This window comes from Pseudoalteromonas sp. SCSIO 43088 (assembly GCF_023650795.1).
GTDB classification, from domain to species: domain Bacteria; phylum Pseudomonadota; class Gammaproteobacteria; order Enterobacterales; family Alteromonadaceae; genus Pseudoalteromonas; species Pseudoalteromonas shioyasakiensis.
On record NZ_CP072675.1, the window covers coordinates 2,305,040 to 2,318,585 of the forward strand.

The following is a 13,546-nucleotide window of genomic DNA, read 5'->3' on the forward strand; positions in this document are numbered from 1 at the left end:
GCAATGCTAAGCCGTATCATACTGATTAAATTACCACTTATTTAAACCTCTATGCTAGTAAAGCCTTTTCGTTGAAACCTTGCTCATGTAACTTGGCAACGAGTTGTTCAAGCACCTCATCTTTTTGAGGGGCTACAGGCTGAGTTAGTAGTAAAGAAGTAACATTGCCAAAACCTGGGTGATCAAAATCAGGGTTTTCAAGGCCATGTTGTGCTCTTAGCGTTAGCAGCATAAGTGCAGCATAAGGTGTAAATTGCCAGTTCATATTATCGAACTCAAAAAACATCTTACTCGGTGGTGATGCAACCTGAGCGACTTGATCATCACATAACTGATTTAGATAAGCGGTAACTTTTGTTAAGTCTGTACTATCCCAGTTATCTAAAATAGCTTGATAAGCAAAGTCATCTACAATCGGCTTTAGGGTATTATCACCTTTCGCCCTATCAAACAACAAGATGATAAAATCACCAATATGACTTTTTGAGCGGTTTATCCAGTTTTTCATATAACCGTTTTCGAATAATCTATAAAATTGCCGAGCATAATCATACTGATGTAATAAAACAGCTGTAGCTAATTGAAATACACTGCCAGGTGAAATAACTCCTTCGTTTTCAACTCCAAAACGAATAAAACAGCGTTTTTGCTTTATATGCGCAATTGCTAATTCATAGTATCCATAATTTAAATAATAACTTAAGTGCTCTGCATCAATCACGCTGTCCTTAACTAAACTAGCCTGTGCAATATTTTCGTAAATTTTACATTGGCCTGACAGTTCAATATTAAGCTTTTCCCAAGGAGCAAAAGGTAATCGCTCATTAGAAAACTCTTCTCCCTGGGTTTTACCATGCTCAATATAGTGAGTAATTCTAACAATATTATCCTCAAAAATATTTTTATACTTTTCCGGGCCTTTGATTGCACGCTTACGCTTTCGTAAAAATTTTTCTAAGTTTTTATTCATTATTTACATGTACCTGCTTTTTTGAGGAGTAATAATAAACTTTATTTTTTTCATACAACTAGCATTTTTTAATTATGATAAAATCTCACATTATACTTAGAATTTTTAAGATTTTATGGATATCAATAGTTTAAGAGAAGCACAGCTGTCGCTCTCTAAAAAAGTAAGAGCATCCGATGAAAAGCAGTGTGTTAAGACAATTGCTGGTGTCGATGTTGCTTATAACGAACAATCATCTGAAGTTGTTGGCGCAATTGCGGTACTGAATGCTGATACATTAAAAGTACTTGAAGTACAAACTAGTATTGAGCCCATCAGCTTTCCTTATATACCAGGGCTATTTTCATTTCGTGAAGTGCCACCGCTTTTAAATGCATATAACAAACTGGCCATAACACCTGATTTAATTGTTTGCGATGGCCATGGCCTTGCACATCCACGGCGTTTTGGTCTTGCTTGCCACTTGGGTGTCATATTAGATATCCCCACCATAGGTTGCGGAAAAACCAAGTTATTAGGCGAGTTTAATAAACTTGCAGAACACCGCGGCGCAACAGCAGATTTATTAGATAACGACGAAGTTATTGGCAAAGTGTTACGCACACAAGATAACATTAAACCTGTTTATGTATCTATTGGCCATAAAGTATCTTTAGATACAGCAGTTGAGTGGGTACTCAAGCTAACGCCTAAATACCGACTTCCCGAGACAACACGTCAAGCTGATCAACTGGTAAATAAAACTTTAAAAGAACATAGAGAAAAGACTTATGAAAAAACATAAATCTTAACTCATTAATAAAGCTTAAGTTTGTATAATATTTTTACCTTCTTAAAATTATCATTTCGAAAAGAAATGACCTCATCTAGTGTTAAATTAACTAAATGGTGAAAGCTTAGTTCTTCTAGCTCCAGCCAAGCATGTTTTTTCAGCTCGTATAAAACACCCCAGCTAATATTTGAAACTAAAAGCGTATTAACTGGGAACTCTAACAGCGACGGCAATAATTCTGTAAATTTTACATCCGTTACGTCTTTTAAGCTAAGCTCTATAACATTATCAGAAAGCAATTTTTTTATATCGCTAAAACTCGTGATTTTTAGCGGTGAGTCATCAACCTTAGCATTCAAAGAAAAGATATCGTCAATACTCTTATAGATATATATACCACGAAGCTTATTCTCTTTATTAAATGATAACTTTAAACTTCTTTTATCCCCAGCTTGAACCTTCACTTTGTAATAAGACAACACTGAAGGCTCATTCCATATATATTCATACTGAATAGGACCAGCGCCATAAATTAATTCAGAGTAACAATCATGCTTTTGAAAATGTTGAGACAAACCATCTAATTCCCACCCTTCAATGATACAACGTACATCACACAACCAGTCATAAGCAATCTCATAAACAACACCATTAAAAGGCTTACCTTCATGAAAAAGCTGTAAGTTTCCATCCCATTTTTCATCAATGATACTATCTAATAACTCAAGCCCTTTAATATCGATATAAGGAAAATTGTAATCTCCTAATATTTCGCCTTTAAAAAATTGCTTTTTGCTAACAACAACCCCGCTTTCAGTGAAAATCGCAACCCCCGTAAAAGGCACCCCTTTGAAAAAGTAGGAACTTTCCTGTTTTACTAGCGCACCAGACACAACAAGTGGTGGAGCTTCACATTTCATTTAATAATCAACCCAGCAGAAAATTGAACATGCATTTTATTTTTAAGTTGTACTTAACTAAGAAAATAGGTATAAAAAAAGCCGCAATCAGCGGCTTCTTTCTACACTAAATATAATTATTCAGCGTCTTTTTCTTTGTACTTTGCTGCTGTTTCAGTGATTAGTGGCTGTAATTCACCACGTTGAAACATTTCGATGATAATGTCACAACCACCGATAAGCTCGCCTTCTACCCATAACTGTGGGAATGTTGGCCAGTTTGCGTATGCAGGTAACTCTGCACGGATATCTGGGTTAAGTAGAATGTCAACGTAAGCAAACTGCTCACCACACGCCATAAGTGCTTGTGATGCTTGTGAAGAAAAACCACAGTTAGGTAACTTTGGTGATCCTTTCATGTAAAGAAGGATAGGATTTTCAGAAATTTGCTGTTTAATTTTATCGATGGTTTCCATTTACAACCTCAAAAAAGACATTGGCTTACTACATTGGCCTTGAAAAAGTTTCACTGTGGCCTCAGATATATAACTTAAAATCGGCATTCGTAGCCACAATTTTAAATAGTCTTTAGCAATAGCATTGCTGTTTGCTAAAACTTGAGTAAAATACTCAACAATTATAGTAACACTATAATACCACTTGGTATAGGGAAGTACGCGGTTTACCTTGCTATTACCTATAACTGAGTGGACTATCAACCAAGAAGATGGAGATAAAAAATGGCATTTGAACTACCGTCACTACCATACGCAATCGATGCATTAGAGCCACATATTTCAAAAGAGACTCTAGAGTTTCACCACGGTAAACACCACAACACTTACGTTGTGAAATTAAACGGTCTGATCCCAGGCACAGAATTCGAAAACAAATCTCTAGAAGAAATCGTATGTTCTTCAGAAGGTGGCGTATTTAACAATGCTGCACAAATCTGGAACCACACGTTCTACTGGAACAGCCTATCTCCAAACGGCGGTGGCGAGCCTACAGGCGCAATCGCCGACGCGATCAACGCTAAATGGGGTTCTTTCGACGCATTCAAAGAAGCGTTAAACGACAAAGCAGTAAACAACTTCGGTTCAAGCTGGACTTGGTTAGTTAAACTAGCTGACGGCACACTTGATATCGTTAACACATCAAATGCTGCAACGCCTTTAACTGATGAAGGTGTTACTCCAATCCTAACAGTGGATCTTTGGGAACACGCTTACTACATCGATTACCGTAACGTTCGTCCAGATTACCTAAAAGGTTTCTGGGCATTAGTTAACTGGGACTTCGCGAACGCTAACTTCGCTTAATCTTCTGTTACTAGCAGTAATCAAAAAAAGACGCTTCGGCGTCTTTTTTATTGCCAGTGCACGCCCCTTCTAAGTCGCAGCCAAGCCCTCAGCCAAAAAGCGTAATCAAGATGAGCTTTTTTCAATTAAATTCTTAATTTTCTTGCGCAAAAATTCAAAATCGTGACTAAGCTTTAATTAGCCTTTGCTTTTCTCTTAATCTAATTACACGTCATTTTAGCGGGTTTTCGGAGGTCTCTATGAGTATTTTTGAGCATTACCAATCACGATACGAAGCAGCGCAAGAAGAAGAATACAGTATTGAGGAATTTCTCGAGATCTGTAAGAAGGATAAATCAGCTTATGCCAGCGCACCTGAGCGGCTATTAATGGCCATCGGTGAGCCGGAGATTATCGACACTTCAACCGATGCGCGCTTAAGCAGGCTGTTTTCTAATCGCGTAGTCGCACGCTACCCTGCATTTCACGATTTTTATGGTATGGAAGATGCCATTGAGCAAATCGTCTCTTATTTAAAACATGCTGCGCAAGGCTTAGAAGAATGTAAGCAAGTACTGTATTTACTTGGCCCAGTAGGTGGCGGTAAATCATCCATTGCTGAAAAGCTAAAATACTTAATGCAGCAGGTACCTATTTACTCAATTAAAGGCTCGCCTGTTAACGACCACCCTTTAGCCTTATTTGACCCAAATGAAGACGCAGAGCTTTTAGAAAAAGAATACGGCATTAAACCGCGTTATTTAAAAACAGTGATGTCACCGTGGGCCGCAAAACGCTTAAGTGAATTTAATGGTGATATTAGCCAATTTAGAGTGGTTAAGCGCTTCCCATCTATTTTAAATCAAGTTGCGATTGCGAAAACTGAGCCCGGCGATGAAAACAATCAAGACATTTCAGCGTTAGTTGGTAAGGTAGATATTCGCCAGCTTGAGCACTTTGCACAGAACGACCCTGATGCGTATGCCTACTCAGGTGCACTTTGTTTAGCAAACCAAGGCTTAATGGAATTTGTGGAAATGTTTAAAGCGCCAATCAAGGTGCTACACCCACTGCTAACAGCAACGCAAGAAGGCAATTACAACGGCACAGAAGGCATTAGTGCCCTGCCGTTCAATGGCATGATTTTAGCTCACTCAAATGAATCTGAGTGGCAAACATTTAAGAACAACAAAAACAATGAAGCATTTTTAGACCGTGTTTACATCGTCAAAGTGCCTTATTGTTTACGTGTATCTGAAGAAGTTAAAATTTACAATAAACTACTCGAAAACAGTGAATTACATGATGCCCCTTGTGCACCGGGGACATTAAAAACACTGGCACAATTTACCACTCTTTCGCGTATTAAAGAGCCAGAAAACTCAAGTATTTATTCAAAAATGCGGGTCTATGACGGCGAAAGCTTAAAAGACACCGATCCGAAAGCGAAGTCGTATCAAGAATACCGCGATTACGCGGGTGTTGATGAGGGCATGACAGGGCTTTCTACCCGCTTTGCGTTTAAGATCCTATCGCGGGTATTTAACTTCGATACCACTGAAGTGGCAGCCAACCCAGTGCACTTATTCTATGTTCTTGAACAGCAAATTGAGCGAGAGCAATTTACCGCCGATGTTGAAGAGCGTTACTTAAGCCACTTAAAAGGATACCTCATTCCTCAGTATGTAGAGTTTATCGGGAAAGAGTTACAAACAGCCTATTTAGAATCTTACTCAGAATATGGGCAAAACATCTTTGACCGCTACGTCACTTATGCAGATTTCTGGATCCAAGATCAAGAATACCGCGACCCAGATACTGGCCAGTTATTTGACCGTGCTGCGCTTAACGCAGAGCTTGAGAAGATTGAAAAACCTGCGGGTATTTCAAACCCTAAAGATTTCCGTAATGAGATAGTTAATTTCGTACTGCGGGCGCGTACCCACAACCAAGGCAAGAATCCGCTTTGGACCAGCTACGAAAAACTTCGCACAGTTATTGAGAAGAAAATGTTCTCAAATACCGAAGATCTGCTGCCGGTTATTTCCTTCAATGCGAAAACCTCTGCAGAAGATCAGAAAAAACACGAAGACTTTGTCAATCGTATGGTTGAGAAAGGCTATACCCAAAAACAAGTACGTTTACTTTCTGAATGGTATTTACGCGTTAGAAAATCGCAGTAAAAAACGTTTGTTTTAAGGGGGTTGTTATGGCGCATTTTATTGACCGACGCCTGAATGGAAAAAACAAAAGTACCTTGAATCGTCAACGGTTCATCAGGCGTTATAAAAAACAGATTAAAGAAGCGGTATCTGATGCCATTAATAAGCGCAGCGTAACCGATACCACCAGCGGCGAGAGTATCTCTATTCCGCAACGTGATATCAGTGAGCCAATTTTTCATCAAGGACGTGGTGGCGACCGTGAACAGATCCACCCAGGCAATGACCAGTTTTCTACGGGCGACAAAATCAAGCGCCCCCAAGGGGGCGGTCAAGGTGGTGGTAGTGGCGAAGGTGAAGCCAGTGACTCTGGTGAAGGACAAGACGACTTTGTATTCTCTATTTCAAAAGATGAATACTTAGACTTATTGTTCGAAGATCTTGAGCTGCCTAACCTGCAACAAAACCAGCTCGATAAACTGGTGCAAATGAAAACCCATCGCGCTGGTTTTTGTAACGACGGCATGCCAAGCAATATTGATATTGTTCGCTCATTGCAAGGCTCGCTTGCTCGCAGAGTGGCGATGACTGCAGGCAAAAAACGTCACCTTGCTGAGCTTGAAGGCCAGCTCGCTCTGCTACAAGCTGAACAGCAGCCAGACAAGGCGGCAATTGCCTTACTTGAACGCCAAATTGAGGAGTTGCAAAACCGCATTAAAGCAGTGCCTTTTATTGATAATTACGACTTACGTTTTCGTAATTATGAAAAGCAACCACACCCAACAAGCAAAGCAGTCATGTTTTGTTTAATGGATGTGTCTGGCTCGATGGATCAAGCAACGAAAGACATGGCAAAACGCTTTTATATTCTGCTTTATCAATTTTTAACTCGTAGCTACAAAAATATAGAAGTTGTCTATATTCGCCATCATACCCAAGCGAAAGAAGTCGATGAGCAAGAGTTTTTCTATTCTCAAGAAACGGGTGGCACCATAGTATCTAGTGCATTAAAACTGATGAACGAAATAATCGCTGAACGTTATAACCCTGAAGAGTGGAATATTTACGCAGCGCAAGCCTCTGATGGTGATAACTGGGCTGATGATTCGCCAAACTGTGGCGAAATTTTACGTAATAAACTGTTAAAGGCGGTGCGCTATTACGCCTACATCGAAATTACCGCTCGTGCTCATCAAAGTTTATGGCGAGAGTATCAATCAATAGTGCAAACCCACGACAATTTTGCCATGCAGCACATTCGTGGCGTTGAGGACATTTACCCTATTTTCCGTGAATTATTTAAAAAGAATCGTCAGCAGCAAGGCGCCGCATAGCCTTGCCAGTGAGGTAAAGTATGGCCGATAAACGTATTAGCGACGGTCCTGATTGGACATTTGATCTATTAACAGAGTATCAAACTGAAATTGAACGGGTAGCGAAAATTTATAAACTCGATACCTACCCGAATCAAATTGAGGTGATCACTGCTGAACAAATGATGGATGCCTATTCGAGTGTGGGTATGCCGATTGGCTACAGCCACTGGTCGTATGGTAAAAAATTCATTCAAACAGAGCAAAACTATAAACGTGGGCAAATGGGCCTTGCTTATGAAATAGTTATTAACTCAGACCCGTGTATTGCCTATTTAATGGAAGAAAACACACTGCCTATGCAAGCCTTGGTAATGGCCCACGCCTGCTATGGTCACAACTCATTTTTTAAAGGCAATTACTTATTCAAAACCTGGACTGATGCCAGCTCAATTATCGATTACTTATTATTTGCCAAAAATTACATTGCCAAGTGCGAAGAGAAATACGGTATTACCGAGGTCGAAAACCTGATTGATTCATGCCATGCGTTAATGAATTATGGTGTAGACCGCTACAAACGCCCGCAACGTATTTCACTTTTTGAAGAACAAAAACGCCAACAAGAACGTGAAGACTACCTACAATCGCAAGTCAACGAGTTGTGGCGCACAATCCCTACTTCGCAGCAAGAGTCGAAAAAGCGTGAGCGTCGTTTTCCAGAAGAGCCACAAGAAAACATTTTGTACTTCATCGAAAAAAATGCGCCGCTGCTAGAGTCATGGCAACGAGAAATAATTCGAATTGTTCGTAAAATTTCGCAATATTTTTACCCACAAAAACAAACTCAAGTGATGAATGAGGGCTGGGCTACGTTTTGGCATTACACCATTTTGAACCACCTGTACGACGAAGGTAAGCTCACCGATGCCTTTATGCTTGAGTTTTTACAAAGTCACACCAATGTGGTGTATCAACCGCCCTATAACAGCAATTATTATTCAGGGATCAACCCCTATGCTCTTGGCTTTAACATGATGGTTGATATTCGCCGTATTTGCGAAAACCCAACAGAAGAAGACAAGAAATGGTTTCCGGAGTATGCCGGCAGTGATTGGTTAGAAACCCTGCACTTTGCAATGCAAAACTTTAAAGATGAGAGCTTTATTAGCCAGTTTTTATCGCCAAAAATTATTCGTGATTTTAAGTTGTTTACCATTATTGATCATGAAAAAGAGCCGACTCTCAATGTCGGTGCCATCCATGATGAAATGGGCTATCATCAGGTTCGTGAAACTCTGTCGGCACAATACAATCTAAGTAATCACGAACCAAATATCCAAGTCTATAATGTTGATATTAGAGGAGATCGTTCACTCACTCTGCGTTATGTACCACATAACAATATTCCGTTAGCTAAATCAAAAGATGAAGTGTTAAAACACCTTTACAGGCTATGGGGCTTTAAGGTAAAACTGGAACAAGAAACCGCAACAGGTGAAGTTTCATTATTGGGTGAATGCCCAAGCAGTGATACCCGACACACAACAGAGTAGCCAAAAATGAATAAAAAAATACTGGTGATCATCGACTCTCCAGCCGATGCTAAAACGTCTATATTACATGCAAAGCAAAAAGCCAAAGGCATGAAGCATATTGATATTGTTGCTTTTAGCTACGAAGACACCAATAACATTTTATTCTCTATTCCACCTGATGAAGCGCTCGCTATTCAAGACAAAGAGCTCGCTAAAGTCCGTGCAGCACTTGGTCCACTTATCAGTGAGCATTTAGATGATGGTAGCTATACTTTGCAAACCCTGTGGCATGAAAGCCCAGTACAGTGGCTAGCCAATGAGCTTGATACGTCAGACTATGAAATGGTGATTAAAACTCGCCACATCGACGAAGAAACGCAATTTACAGAGCTAGACTGGCAGCTTATTCGCTTTAGTCCACTACCGCTTTATTTGGCCGCCGATAACAAGTGGCGTAACAATACCAATGTACTGGCAGCCCTTGATTTAGGCAGCGAAAAGGCGACTAAATACTGTTTAAACGAAGCAATTATCAAAGCAGGCTTAGCCTATGCTAAAGACTACGACAGCGAGTTTTACGCTTGTTATACCGTACATGTATCGCCGTTTTTACGTGATTTAGGCATTGTCTTTTCAGACGAGCAAGTAATTAACGCCTTTGAAAAGCTACCCGTAGCACAGCGTACCTTAATCGAAGCCCACGACTTAAAAGACAAGCTTAAAATCAAAGCCGGTGTCGTTGAGCAAGTGATCCCAAGTGTTGCAGCTAAATTAAATGCAGACTTAGTGATTATGGGGTCGGTAGGTAATACGGGTATTAAAGGTCATTTAATTGGTAATACTGCCGAAAAAGTCATGAAGCTACTTAAAACAGATATTCTTGTTCTACCGCCACTTGGGGTTTAATCCGCAAACTTAATCAAATAAATATCAAAAAGGGGCTTATTTGCCCCTTGTTTGTTTATAAATCTGTATAAGCTGTGACCTTGTTACGGCCGTTTTCTTTTGAGTGATATAAGGCTTTATCGGCTGCTTCAACCCACTTTTCGTAGCGATCAAACTTCTCGTCGAAGCAGGCAAAACCAATACTGACCGTCAGTTGAATTTGTTTGCCATCAAAGTAAATTGATGAGTTCTCAATCAGTGTTCTTAATCGCTCAGCAAAGATATGCGCACCCTCATGATCAGTATCAAGCAAGGTTACCGCAAACTCTTCACCACCATAGCGACCTGCTAAGTCTGTTTCACGCAGAGTTTTACGTAGTAAGTCTGCAATATGACGCAGTGCCTCATCACCGCCACGATGGCCATGCTCATCATTAACCTTTTTAAAGTGGTCAATATCAAACATCAACAAACTGCTACATCCGCCACTGCGCACAATGCGCATATATTCTTTGCGTAGCTTTTCTTCCCAATAACCACGGTTAGTAAGCTTAGTAAGTGCATCGGTACGGCTCATTTGTTCAAGCTTACTGTTGGCTTCTTCTAGCTCTTTTTTATTCACCGCTTCATCGGTTACATCATAGATAATGATACAGATATGCGATACTTCACCTGTGGTCGTCGTCAGCGGAATAAAAGTGGCATTTTGATACATATGATCCGCTTTACCGGTAATCGGACGGTAATTTTTAAAACGGAAAATATACGGCTGCTGCTCCCAAATAGTAAACGAGCGATTATTTAGAATGAACACAGATTCAGATTTGCTGCGAAACCATTTTTCATCAATTGATGGAAATAAGTCAAACAGGTCTTTATCTTTTACCGCGCTTGGCAATAAGCTGGAATGGTTTTCCATAAACCCATTCCAGATGCATACTTTGTAGTCTCTATCGAGCACCACTAGGCCTACATCAACTGTATTAAACATATCCATTAACCAATGGAGTTCATTCATATTAAAATCGGCTGCAGGCATAGTTTAGTCTTCTAATAAATAAGCTACTTTGTACTTAAGGGTTTTTAATGAGTCCTCGGTGAACAGCAACATCAAATCACAGTTAATATTGTGATTTTCGATGCCATAGCTGATCTCAATCGCCAGCGTTCGTTGCCAGCGAGATTTATTGGCTTTTACTAAATCGGTCACATCACAATGCTGTCCTAGCACCACAGGATGACCTTGGCTAAAACGCATATCAAGCTGTTTAGAAAGCCCTGATAAAATCGCGCCAATTAGAATATTACTGACATCCATCAGCAGCTCAAGCTCAACTTTATCGTTAAGCTCGCCTTCGTAATTCATAAGTGACGCAATTTCTTTAAAACTTGAATCATTTAATAGCAATAAGGCTTCACCAGATACACCACCACCAATAAAACCTTGGCACACACCAGATGTAGTGGCATTCGCATCAATCGAGCGTAAAGCCATATCGAGCTCATTTACCTCTAATACATTTACATTAGGAATAGGAAGCTTTACGAATACATTAAGAAGACGCGCTAATAAGTCCCCTGCTTGCCCCATAGCCACGTTTGTGAGCTCTTGATAGATGTCACGTACATCAGGGTCAACTTGCTCACCTAGCTTATTAGCAAGGCGCTCACGCATGGCTTTATCTTTAATGCCATGGTGCTCGATGATATTAGCAAGCTTTTCTGCAGAGCAAGGTTTTTGAATAAAGTCGATAGCGCCTAACTCAAGCACACGTTGGTGAGCGTTAGGCTGAATATCACCAGACACAACCACGGTGAGAACATGAAGGTCTTGTTCTTGAATAGCTTGAAGTACTTCGTAGCCATCCATTTCAGGCATGTTTAAATCGAGAAACAGTATTTCAGGCTGAATTTTTTTGATTTGCTCAATACAGTGAACACCGTCTTCAGCAAACTCAACTTTAATATCCCAATCATCGGGTAAAGAGCGTGCTAATTGTCGACGAGCTAACTTTGAATCATCACAAACTAATACCGATGTTGACATACTCTCTCTCTAAATCCGTACTTTTTAACTAGACACAAATTAGCCTAGCAACTTTATTCTTATTTTTATATATAAAAAATAGGGTCACGAACACATGTTAATCAAACTACTGGTTATTTACAATTTTAAATTGCACTAATCCTTGGAGCCACCTCATGAGTATAATACACTGATGTTAAATGCGTTAATTTGAAGGAATCTTATTATGTTACGTCCACTTATATTTGCATTAAGTGCAGTGTGCACGTTTAGTTATGCAGGTGATTTATCAGAAAATAGTTTAGATGCTGGTAAGGTTTCTGCCCAGTCTAAGCCAGTCACTTTACTAGGACAAGGTGTTGAAGTTGGTCAAAAAGCGCCTAATTTTAAAGTAGTAGATGGCAGCTTTACGCCAGTAACACTAGACAACTATCAAGGCCAAGCCGTGCTTTTAAGCGTTGTGCCAAGTTTAGACACCGGTGTATGTAGTATTCAAACCAAACACTTTAATGAAAAAGTTGCTTCAGAATACCCAAGTGTGGCGATGCTAACCTTAAGCGCAGACTTACCGTTCGCACAGAAGCGTTTTTGTAAAGCGGAGAATATAGACAAAGTAGTGACTTTATCTGACTCAGTATGGCGTGACTTTGGTAAGAACTACGGTTTGATTATCAAAGATATGGGCTTGTTAACCCGCGCCGTATTTGTGCTCGATAAAGAACATAACATCGTTTACAAGCAGCTTGTCGATAACCTTTCAAAAGAGCCTGATTACGACAGTGCTATTGCGGCATTAAAGAAACTGTAATACCAGAAGACAGTAATACAGATACAAAAAAACCGCCCAACGGCGGTTTTTTATGTCAACAATTAGGCTATTAACCTAAAAGCTCACCAAGTTGTTGGCTAACAGCTTCAACAGCTTGAGTACCGTCTAATTTGTGGTACTGAGTGTTGCCTGCTTTCGCTTCAGCTTGGTAGTAATCAACTAATGGTTTAGTTTGGTCGTGGTAAATACCTAAACGCTTACGAACTGTTTCTTCAGTGTCGTCATCACGAATGATTAGGTCTTCACCTGTGATGTCATCTTTACCATCAACTTTAGGTGGATTATAAACAACGTGATAAACACGACCAGAGCCAGGGTGTACGCGACGGCCGCCCATACGCTCAACGATAATTTCATCAGCAACGTCAAATTCGATAACGTGATCAACTACCACGCCATTCTCTTTCATTGCATCTGCTTGAGGAATAGTACGAGGGAAACCGTCTAGTAAGAAACCTTTTTCACAATCTGGCTTAGCAATGCGCTCTTTAACTAGACCGATAATAATTTCGTCAGATACTAATTGACCTGCATCCATTACTTTTTTAGCTTCAAGACCAAGTGGTGTACCTTCTTTGATTGCTGCACGCAGCATATCGCCCGTAGAAATTTGTGGAATACCGTATTTGTCCATCAAAAACTGAGCTTGAGTACCTTTACCTGCACCCGGCGCGCCCAAAAGAATAATGCGCATATCATTGTCCTCTGTGTGATACTAATCTTAAAAAATGGTCGATCAGTGGAGTTTTGTTTTTAGAGCCTGAATTCTTCCACAACTAAGGCTATACCTCAAGTAACTTATACCAATTGCCTATATTAGCGGCAATAAAAAAGGGAGCCTTGCTCCCTTT

Annotated in this window: 13 protein-coding genes; 7 read left to right on the forward strand and 6 right to left on the reverse strand. The window is 40.1% G+C overall.

Going from position 1 to position 13,546, the window contains the following annotated elements:
• Positions 1-49: 49 nt before the first annotated feature.
• Positions 50-970 (reverse strand): hypothetical protein, encoded by a 921-nt coding sequence (locus tag J8Z28_RS10625; RefSeq protein WP_054561724.1) that lies wholly within the window; start codon positions 968-970, stop codon positions 50-52.
• 115 nt (positions 971-1,085) lie between these two features.
• On the opposite strand from J8Z28_RS10625, the gene nfi reads away from it, so the two are divergent.
• Positions 1,086-1,754 carry a deoxyribonuclease V gene (gene nfi, locus J8Z28_RS10630; RefSeq protein WP_054561725.1) on the forward strand — a complete coding sequence of 223 codons (669 nt, stop codon included), beginning with the start codon at positions 1,086-1,088 and terminating at the stop codon, positions 1,752-1,754.
• A gap of 11 nt (positions 1,755-1,765) precedes the next feature.
• Here the strand turns inward: nfi and J8Z28_RS10635 are convergent, their stop codons facing one another.
• Together J8Z28_RS10635 and J8Z28_RS10640 are read right to left on the reverse strand one after the other, a co-directional pair.
• Entirely contained in the window at positions 1,766-2,662 is an 897-nt protein-coding gene (locus tag J8Z28_RS10635) for a hypothetical protein (protein WP_250659398.1), read from the reverse strand.
• 116 nt (positions 2,663-2,778) lie between these two features.
• A complete protein-coding gene (locus J8Z28_RS10640; protein ID WP_054551536.1) occupies positions 2,779-3,117 on the reverse strand; it encodes a Grx4 family monothiol glutaredoxin in 339 nt (112 codons plus the stop codon).
• Between the two features lie 264 nt (positions 3,118-3,381).
• On the opposite strand from J8Z28_RS10640, the gene J8Z28_RS10645 reads away from it, so the two are divergent.
• The 5 genes from J8Z28_RS10645 (at position 3,382) to J8Z28_RS10665 (ending at position 9,861) form a co-directional block, all read left to right on the forward strand.
• On the forward strand, positions 3,382-3,963 hold the full coding sequence (locus J8Z28_RS10645; protein WP_054551537.1) for a superoxide dismutase: 582 nt from the start codon (positions 3,382-3,384) through the stop codon (positions 3,961-3,963).
• Positions 3,964-4,202: 239 nt separating this feature from the next.
• Positions 4,203-6,125 (forward strand): PrkA family serine protein kinase, encoded by a 1,923-nt coding sequence (locus tag J8Z28_RS10650; RefSeq protein ID WP_250659399.1) that lies wholly within the window; start codon positions 4,203-4,205, stop codon positions 6,123-6,125.
• 26 nt (positions 6,126-6,151) lie between these two features.
• On the forward strand, positions 6,152-7,438 hold the full coding sequence (locus J8Z28_RS10655) for a YeaH/YhbH family protein (RefSeq protein WP_054561727.1): 1,287 nt from the start codon (positions 6,152-6,154) through the stop codon (positions 7,436-7,438).
• A 20-nt stretch (positions 7,439-7,458) separates the two neighbouring features.
• Positions 7,459-8,973 carry a SpoVR family protein gene (locus J8Z28_RS10660; RefSeq protein WP_054561728.1) on the forward strand — a complete coding sequence of 505 codons (1,515 nt, stop codon included), beginning with the start codon at positions 7,459-7,461 and terminating at the stop codon, positions 8,971-8,973.
• A gap of 6 nt (positions 8,974-8,979) precedes the next feature.
• Positions 8,980-9,861 carry a universal stress protein gene (locus J8Z28_RS10665; RefSeq protein WP_054561729.1) on the forward strand — a complete coding sequence of 294 codons (882 nt, stop codon included), beginning with the start codon at positions 8,980-8,982 and terminating at the stop codon, positions 9,859-9,861.
• Between the two features lie 55 nt (positions 9,862-9,916).
• On the opposite strand, the gene J8Z28_RS10670 is transcribed toward J8Z28_RS10665, so the two are convergent.
• The gene (locus tag J8Z28_RS10670) at positions 9,917-10,879 is read right to left on the reverse strand and encodes a sensor domain-containing diguanylate cyclase (protein ID WP_250659400.1); all 963 of its coding nucleotides are present in this window, start codon (positions 10,877-10,879) and stop codon (positions 9,917-9,919) included.
• Between the two features lie 3 nt (positions 10,880-10,882).
• The gene (locus tag J8Z28_RS10675) at positions 10,883-11,887 is read right to left on the reverse strand and encodes a response regulator (protein WP_054561731.1); all 1,005 of its coding nucleotides are present in this window, start codon (positions 11,885-11,887) and stop codon (positions 10,883-10,885) included.
• Between the two features lie 205 nt (positions 11,888-12,092).
• Between J8Z28_RS10675 and tpx the strand changes: the two genes are divergently transcribed.
• Entirely contained in the window at positions 12,093-12,674 is a 582-nt protein-coding gene (gene tpx / locus J8Z28_RS10680; RefSeq protein WP_054561732.1) for a thiol peroxidase, read from the forward strand.
• A gap of 70 nt (positions 12,675-12,744) precedes the next feature.
• On the opposite strand, the gene adk is transcribed toward tpx, so the two are convergent.
• On the reverse strand, positions 12,745-13,389 hold the full coding sequence (gene adk / locus J8Z28_RS10685; RefSeq protein WP_036967590.1) for an adenylate kinase: 645 nt from the start codon (positions 13,387-13,389) through the stop codon (positions 12,745-12,747).
• Between the last annotated feature and the right edge of the window lie 157 nt (positions 13,390-13,546).